Annotated in this window: 7 protein-coding genes; 4 read left to right on the top strand and 3 right to left on the bottom strand. The window is 74.2% G+C overall.

The window, feature by feature from the left end; translation table 11 throughout:
• Positions 1–875, top strand: an 875-nt coding sequence (locus G3I53_RS01365) for a cytochrome c oxidase assembly protein (RefSeq protein ID WP_343240534.1), incomplete at its 5' end; no start/stop codon positions are given.
• Here the strand turns inward: G3I53_RS01365 and G3I53_RS01360 are convergent.
• Positions 798–1,208 carry a MerR family transcriptional regulator gene (locus G3I53_RS01360; protein WP_164334297.1) on the bottom strand — a complete coding sequence of 137 codons (411 nt, stop codon included), beginning with the start codon at positions 1,206–1,208 and terminating at the stop codon, positions 798–800. The genes G3I53_RS01365 and G3I53_RS01360 overlap by 78 nt on opposite strands.
• Before the next feature lie 434 nt (positions 1,209–1,642).
• Here G3I53_RS01360 and G3I53_RS01355 point away from each other — a divergent pair, with 434 nt between their 5' ends.
• Both G3I53_RS01355 and G3I53_RS01350 read left to right on the top strand, forming a co-directional pair.
• Complete coding sequence (locus G3I53_RS01355) at positions 1,643–3,148, top strand: SulP family inorganic anion transporter (protein WP_164334298.1); 1,506 nt, start codon at positions 1,643–1,645, stop codon at positions 3,146–3,148.
• A 167-nt stretch (positions 3,149–3,315) separates the two neighbouring features.
• On the top strand, positions 3,316–3,846 hold the full coding sequence (locus tag G3I53_RS01350; RefSeq protein WP_239063467.1) for a DUF4396 domain-containing protein: 531 nt from the start codon (positions 3,316–3,318) through the stop codon (positions 3,844–3,846).
• A gap of 49 nt (positions 3,847–3,895) precedes the next feature.
• Here the strand turns inward: G3I53_RS01350 and G3I53_RS01345 are convergent, their stop codons facing one another.
• Positions 3,896–4,549: a response regulator transcription factor gene (locus G3I53_RS01345; RefSeq protein WP_164338899.1), complete on the bottom strand. Its 654-nt coding sequence runs from the start codon at positions 4,547–4,549 to the stop codon at positions 3,896–3,898.
• Between the two features lie 139 nt (positions 4,550–4,688).
• Positions 4,689–6,497 (bottom strand): histidine kinase, encoded by a 1,809-nt coding sequence (locus G3I53_RS01340; RefSeq protein ID WP_343240533.1) that lies wholly within the window; start codon positions 6,495–6,497, stop codon positions 4,689–4,691.
• Positions 6,498–6,716: 219 nt separating this feature from the next.
• Here G3I53_RS01340 and G3I53_RS01335 point away from each other — a divergent pair.
• Positions 6,717–7,650 (top strand): serine/threonine-protein kinase (locus tag G3I53_RS01335; protein ID WP_164437941.1); only part of this gene is annotated, 934 nt, incomplete at its 3' end.

Here is a 7,650-nt window from a genome sequence, read left to right as displayed (position 1 = left end):
TGGCCGCCCCTCTGACGGCCGGTCCGGTGACGTCCGGCCCGCTGCCGGCCGTCGTCGTGGCGGCCGTCGTCCTGTGCGGTCTGGCCGGTGCCGCGTACCTGTGGGCCTCCGCTGCGCTGCGCCTGCGCGGTGACGCCTGGCCGCGGCACCGGGACGCCGTCTTCGCCGCCGGGGTCGCGCTGGTGGTGTGGGGGCTGTGCGGTGAGCTGCCGGGCGGACCGTTCGCCGCGCACGCGGCCCGTCACCTGCTGGTCGCCATGGCCGGTCCCGTCCTGCTGGTGGCCGCCCGTCCGCTCACCCTCGCCCTGCGGGTGCTGCCGCCGGGGGCGGTCCGCCGCGGGCTGGTGCGGGTGGCGCACTCGGCTCCGGTCGGGTGGCTGCTGTTCCCCCCGGTGGCCGCGGTCGTCGACATCGGCGGGCTGTGGCTGCTGTACCGCACCGGCCTGCTGTCCGCCGTGCACCACCGGCCCGTCCTGGGCGCCCTGCTCGACCTGCACATGCTGGCGGCCGGTCTGCTGTTCTCCTTCGCCGTCTGCCTCGTCGACCCGGTGCGCCGCCGGTGGGGTCTGCCGCTGCGGGCGGCGACGCTGCTGCTCGCCGGGGCGGCCCACGCCGTCCTGGCGAAGAGCCTCTACGCCACCGGGCCGCCCGGCACCGCCTTCGCGGCGTCCGACCTGCGGCTGGGCGCGCAGATCATGTACTACGGCGGGGACGCGGTGGAGGTCGCCCTCGCGTGCGTGCTCGCCGTGCAGTGGTACACGGCCACCGGCCGCCGCCGCGCCCGCGCCGCGGCCCGGTCAGGGGGCGGGCACCCGCGTCAGGCGAGCGGCCAGGGTGGCGGCGAACTCCTCCGCCCGGGACAGCTGGGTCCGTAGGTCCTCGACCCGCTTCTTCGCGGCCCGGTCGAAGTCGCGCAGCCGCTCCAGCAGTTCCTCGCGCCGGTCGGCGGGGAGTTCGTCGCCGGTGGCCGTGTCCAGGCGGTCGGTGATGTCGAGCAGGTCGCGCATCTCGTCGAGGGTGAAGCCGAGGGGCTTCATGCGGCGGATGACCATCAGGCGGGCGACGTCGGCCTCGGTGTAGAGGCGGAAGCCGCCCTGGGAGCGGGCGGAGGGGATGACCAGACCGGTCTCCTCGTAGTGCCGGATGGTGCGCAGCGACAGCTCGGTCCGTGCGGCGACCTCGCCGATCTGCATGTGCTCGCTGCTCACGCGGGATGCCTTCCTCGTCTGTCGCCGGCCGCGGACGGCCGCCGCCGAAAACCTACCCTAACGTTAGGGTAGAGTTGCCCGGCGTCGGGCCGGCCGTGGGCCGTGCCCGTTCCATGGTGCGGGATGCGGTCCCGTGATTGTCAGCCGTGTCGGGGCCGATGGCGCCCCCGGCGACGGACCGTCGCCCCCGAGCATCGAGCATCCCAGGAGAGAGCGTGCGCGTGCCGACCTGTGTCGCCGCCTTCTGTCCGCCGTGACCCCGCGCCTCCCCGTCGCGTCCGGGCCCCGCCGGGGTCTTCCGGCCGCCGCCCCCTGACGCCGGTCCGCGCCGCTCGCGGACCCGGAGCCCGCCCGGGCTCCCCTCGCGCCCTCAAGCCTTCCCGCGCGCCCACCGTCCCGGCCGGGTGTGCCCGAGCACGACAGGTTCCCTTCCCTTGTCCACTCCCGTCCTGTCCCCGGCCGCCTGGTTGCGCGGCCCCCGACGTCCCGTCTGGCTGTCCGATCCGAAGGTGCTGCGCACCGAGGTCCTGGCCGGCCTGGTGGTCGCCCTGGCGCTGATCCCGGAGGCGATCTCTTTCTCGATCATCGCCGGGGTCGACCCGGCGGTCGGGCTGTTCGCCTCGTTCACCATGGCCGTCACCATCGCCGTCGTCGGCGGGCGGCCGGCGATGATCTCCGCGGCCACGGGTGCCGTCGCCCTGGTCATCGCGCCGCTGAACCGCGAGCACGGCTTCGGCTACCTCGTCGCGGCCGTCCTGCTGGCCGGTGTCTTCCAGATCGTCCTGGGGGCGCTCGGGGTGGCCCGGCTGATGCGGTTCGTGCCGCGCAGCGTGATGGTCGGCTTCGTCAACTCCCTGGCCGTGCTGATCTTCATGGCGCAGGTGCCGGAGATGACGGACGTGCCGTGGCCGGTGTATCCGCTGATGGCCGCCGGACTGGCGCTGATGGTGTTCTTCCCGAAGGTCACCACGGTGGTCCCGGCGCCCCTGGTGTCGATCGTCGTCCTGACCGTGATCACCGTCGCGGCCGGGATCGCCGTGCCGACGGTCGGCGACAAGGGCGAGCTGCCCTCCGCGCTTCCCGTGCCGGGCCTGCCCGACGTGCCGTTCACCCTGGACACGCTGACCACCGTCGCCCCCTACGCGCTGGCCATGGCGCTGGTCGGCCTGATGGAGTCGCTGATGACGGCCAAGCTGGTCGACGACATCACCGACACCCGCTCCAGCAAGACCCGCGAGTCCGTCGGGCAGGGCGTCGCCAACATCGTGACCGGCTTCTTCGGCGGCATGGGCGGCTGCGCCATGATCGGCCAGACGATGATCAACGTGCGGGTGTCCGGTGCCCGGACCCGGCTGTCGACGTTCCTCGCCGGGGCGTTCCTGATGGTGCTGTGCATCGTCTTCGGGCCGGTCGTCTCCGGCATCCCCATGGCGGCGCTGGTGGCGGTGATGGTGATGGTGTCCTTCGCGACCTTCGACTGGCACTCCGTCGCGCCGCGGACGCTGCGCCGCATGCCCGTCGGCGAGACCACCGTCATGCTGGTCACCGTCGCCTGCGTGGTCGCCACCCACAACCTCGCCGTCGGTGTCGTCGTCGGCTCGGTCACCGCGATGGTCGTCTTCGCCCGGCGCGTGGCCCGCGTCGCGGACGTCACCGCGGTCACCGACCCCGACGGCTCCACGGTCGTCTACCGGGTGACGGGCGAGCTGTTCTTCGCGTCCTCCAACGACCTCGTCGGCCGCTTCGACTACGCGACCGACCCCGACCGGGTCGTCATCGACCTGTCCGCCGCGCACGTCTGGGACGCCTCGTCCGTCGCCGCCCTGGACGCCATCGAGACGAAGTACGCGCGCCGCGGGAAGACCGTCGAGATCGTCGGCCTGAACGAGCCGAGCGCCAGGATCCATACGACGCTGAGCGGGGAACTCGCCGGACACTGACAGGACCAGGACAGGACGGCCGGAGACGGAACAGCCGGAGACGGAACAGCCGGAGACGGAACAGCGCAGTGCGGAATACCCCCCTGGGGTATAGCGTTGTGTGTGCCCGAACGGACGGACGCACCCGCCGGGGCGGCCCGGCGCGGAGCCGATTGGGGATGAGGACCATGGACCACCACGCGCGCCATGCCCACCACGACACACCTCACGCGCGGCCCGGCGGACCCCCGGCACCCCACGCGCCCGACACCCCGCGGGCGGCCGGCGCCGAGTGGTCGACGGCCGTGCGGGCCACCCTGCACTGCCTCACCGGCTGTGCCGTCGGCGAGATCCTCGGCATGGTCATCGGCACCGCGCTGCTGTGGGGAAACGTGCCGACCATGGTCCTCGCGATCGCCCTGGCCTTCGTCTTCGGCTACTCCCTGACCCTCTTCGCGGTGCTCCGCGCGGGCCTGTCCCTCAAGGCCGCGGTCAAGGTCGCGCTGGCCGCCGACACGGTCTCCATCGCGGTGATGGAACTGGTCGACAACGGCATCATCGCCCTCACCCCCGGCGCCATGGACGCGGGCCTCTCCGACGGGCTGTTCTGGTCGGCGCTGCTCGGCGGCTTCGTCGTGGCGTTCCTCGTCACCACGCCGGTCAACAAGTGGATGATCGGCCGCGGCAAGGGCCACGCCGTGGTCCACGCCCACCACTGACCCGGCCCGCCACCGGCCCCGCCCGCCGTGACGCGGCGGGTGGCGTCCGTCAGGCGTCCAGGCCCGCGTCCCGGGCCAGGAGGGCGGCCTGCACGCGGTTCTCGCACCGCAGCTTGGCGAGGATGCGGCTCACGTACGTCTTGACCGTCGCCTCGCTCATGTGGATCCGCCGACCGGCGTCCGCGTTGGACAGGCCCTCCCCCAGCAGGGCCAGGACCTCCCGCTCCCTGTCGGTCAGTATCTCCAGGCGCCGGCGGGCCCGTTCGGCGCGCTGGGCCGCTCCGCCGGACGCCAGCGAGTCCACGACGTGCCGGGTCGCCCCCGGGGACAGGTACGCCTCGCCGGCCGCCGCGGCCCGTACCGCGCCCATGAGTTCCGCGGGCGCCGAGTCCTTCAGCAGGAACCCGGCGCTCCCCTCGGTCAGGGCGCGCAGGACGTTCTGCCGCTCGCCGAACGTGGTCAGGATCAGCACCCGGGCGCGGGGGACGGCCCGGTGCAGTTCGGCCAGGGCGCTCAGCCCGTCCATGACCGGCATCTGCAGGTCGAGCAGCACCACGTCGACGCCGTGGGTGCGGGCGAGGTCGACCGCCTCGCGGCCGTTCGCCGCCTCGGCGACGACCTCGATGTCGTCGGCGGAGGAGAGGATCATCCTGATGCCCGCCCGGATGAGCGGTTCGTCATCGGTCACGAGAACCCTGATCACGACTCTCCCGTGCGGTCCTGGACGGCCATTCCTGCGAGCACCGGGACATCATCCACGATCCGGGGTCCCGCCGTCCCGGCCGGTACCGGCCCACCGGCCCGCCGGCCCGGACAGTGGGCGCCGGTCGCGCCCGCGCCCACTACACCGTGACCTCGAAGGACTTCTTCTCGATGAGCCTGCCGTCCTTGAAGCAGAACCGGAACACCGGCTCCTTGTCCCAGTCGTCGGCGACCTCGGTGGAGCGGTAGGTGACGCACTCGGCCCCCGCGGGCTCGGGCGGGGCGCCCTTGTCCAGACCGTCCATCAGGAAGGAGTCCCCGCTGGGCAGCTGCGCGCGGACATGGGCCTCGGACCGGCCCACTTCCACCGCCCGGTACTCGTGCGGCTCGATCATGGACTTCTCCGCCTCGCGGAACAGCATGACGGCCCCCACGACCAGTCCGGCCAGCAGCAGCACACCGGCCAGCACGGCCACTCCGCAGCCGATGGCCACACCCTTGCGTCTCTTGTCCCTGTTCATTGCTCTGGCCAACTCCTTCGGGAGAGCGATCCGTTCGAGAACGCGATCACTCTGGCCGAGGGCGCCGGCCGGGCTCTGCCCCCGAAGGTCGCCGGCCGGTGCGACGAATGTCGTCGGCGCTCCGGGCGGCTGCTGCGCGGGGCCGTCGCCCGGCGAGGTGTACGGCAGGACGCCCGCGAGGCGGAACCCGCCGTCCTCCGTGGGGCCCGCGTGGACCATGCCGCCGACCAGCCGGGCCCGCTCCGCCAGCCCGGTCAGGCCCTGTCCGCCGCTCGTCACCCCGTGCGGCGCGGGCCCCGTCCCCGGCCCGTTGGCGACCTCGACGACCAGGGAGTCCGGCTCGTAGCGCAGACCGACGCCGATGGAGGCGCCGGGCGCGTGCTTGTGCGCGTTGGTCAGGCCCTCCTGGACCATCCGGTACGCCGCGTGGCCCGCCGCGGGGGCGAGGGGGCGCGGCTCGCCCGTGGACCGCAGCTCCACGGTCGCGCCCGCCTTGCGGCAGGTCTCCACCAGGCCCTCGATGCCGGCCACACCGCGCGAACGCTGCCCGGCCCCCGCGTCGTCCGGGCCCGGGCCGCCCGCGGGACCGGACGGCGCCTCGACCCCGTCGCGCAGCACGCCGACCACGTCCCGCAGTTCGTGCATCGCCGCCACCGACGCCTCGCGCAGCACCCCGACCGCCTCGCGCTGCCGGTCGGTCAGCTCGCGGTCCACCTCCAGCGCCCCGGTGTGCACGGCGATCAGCGCGAGCTGGTGCCCGAGGCTGTCGTGCATGTCCTGCGCGATGCGCTGCCGCTCCCGTATCCGGGCGTGCTCGGCGACGATCTCGCGCTCGCGCAGGAGCTGGGCGTGGTACTCGCCGAGGATGTCGGTCAGGGTCCGGCGCTGCGACAGGTACCGGCCGGCGAGCCCCGGCACCATGATGAAGAAGAGCTGGAGCAGCGCGCCGAACGCCATGAGCGCCAGGGACAGGTGGGGCAGCTCCCACAGCCCGGACAGCAGGGCGAGCAGATAGGCGAGGGCGAAGATCCCGAAGGTCCGGCGGGCCCCGTCGATGCGCCGCCCGGCCGACCAGGCGGCGACGAACATCACCGCCGCCATCGGGGCGAGCACCGACGCGGCGGCGACGACGACCAGCACGGTCGCGGGCAGCACCCGGCGCAGCGGGGTCAGCAGCACGACGAGCAGCGCGGTCCCGGCCGTGCGCAGCGCCCCGGCGTCGCTCACCAGGTCCATGCCCAGCGACTGCCCGGCCAGGACGAGGACGAGCAGCGATTCCCCGACGATGCGCCGGGCGGGCCACATGCCGGGGGCGAAGAGTGCCCTCACCGGTGCGGCCGGACGGAAGGCCCGGCGCGCGCCCGCCTCCGGCGCCCGGACGGCGGGGGCGGCCGGGGGCATGGATTCCATGGATTCCGCGTGAGTCACGGCAGCACGCTACGGCCTGCCGGCCGCCCGGTGCTGTGACCTTTGGTCGCGGCCGGCGGCGACGAAAGTCGCACCCGCCGTACGGCACCTGTGCCTTGGGCCCCCGTGAGCCCAAGGGCGGGGCGCCGTACTCGGGTTCTCCTACTCAGGCGCCCGGCCCGGCCGGGGGTTAGGCTGCGGCCACTCGGAGAGGGCGGCGCACGGGGAGGGGGACGGCGGATGCGGCAGGTCGGTGACGGGGGCGGCCTGGAGCCACTCGGCCCCGGGGACCCGCGGGAGATCAGCGGCTACCCGCTGGAGGCCCGCATCGGCGAGGGCGGCATGGGCACCGTCTACCTGTCCCGCACGCGCGGGAACCGTCCACTCGCGCTGAAGGTGATCCGCCGGGAGCACGCCAGGGACCCGCAGTACCGCCGGCGCTTCGCCCTGGAGGCGCAGGCCGCCCGGAAGGTGGCCGGGTACCACCTGGTGCCCGTCCTCGACTTCGACACCGACGCCGAGCAGCCCTGGATCGCCTCCGCCTACCAGCCGGGGCTGCCCCTGGACGCCCTGCTCGACCGGTACGGGCCGCTGCCCCTCCCGGCCGCCCTGCAGGTCACCGGGTGTCTCGCCCGGGCGCTGCACGCCGTGCACGCCGCCGGGTACGTGCACCGGGACGTCAAGCCCAGCAACGCCCTGATCGGCACCGACGGCCCCTGGCTGATCGACTTCGGGATCGCCCGCTCCGCCGACACCACCAACCTGACCGTGACCGGCGGCATCGTGGGCACGCCCCGCTACATGTCGCCGGAGCACGCCCTCGGCCGGGAACCCGGCCCGGCCAGTGACGTGTTCGCCCTCGGACTGCTGGCCGCGGTCACCGCAACCGGCCGCCACCCCTACGGGGACGGCACCGGCCTCGGGGTGGCCGCACAGATCGCCGCCACCGACACCAGCCCGCCGGTGCTCGACGACTATCCCGAGCCGCTGCGGGGGATCCTGCGGGCCACCCTGGCCGCCGACCCCGGCCGCAGACCCGGGGCGGACGAACTGGCGGCGCTGTGCGAGGAGTCGGCGGGCCGGCCGCTGACCGACTTCGCGGGGTGGCTGCCCGCGCCCGTCGCCTCGGCGGTGGCCGCGGCGGAGGAGACGGCGACCGTCGTCGTGCGCCGCC

Origin of the sequence: Streptomyces sp. SID14436 (assembly GCF_010548465.1) — a bacterium.
Taxonomy (GTDB): Bacteria; Actinomycetota; Actinomycetes; order Streptomycetales; family Streptomycetaceae; genus Streptomyces.
The sequence above is the reverse complement of the archived record's forward strand: the minus strand, read 5'-3'. Positions and strand labels throughout refer to the sequence as shown.

Coding starts and splice junctions, on each gene's coding strand:
- G3I53_RS01350 (WP_239063467.1), top strand. CDS start 3,316: ATGGACCACCACGCGCGCCATGCCCACCACGACACACCTCACGCGCGG.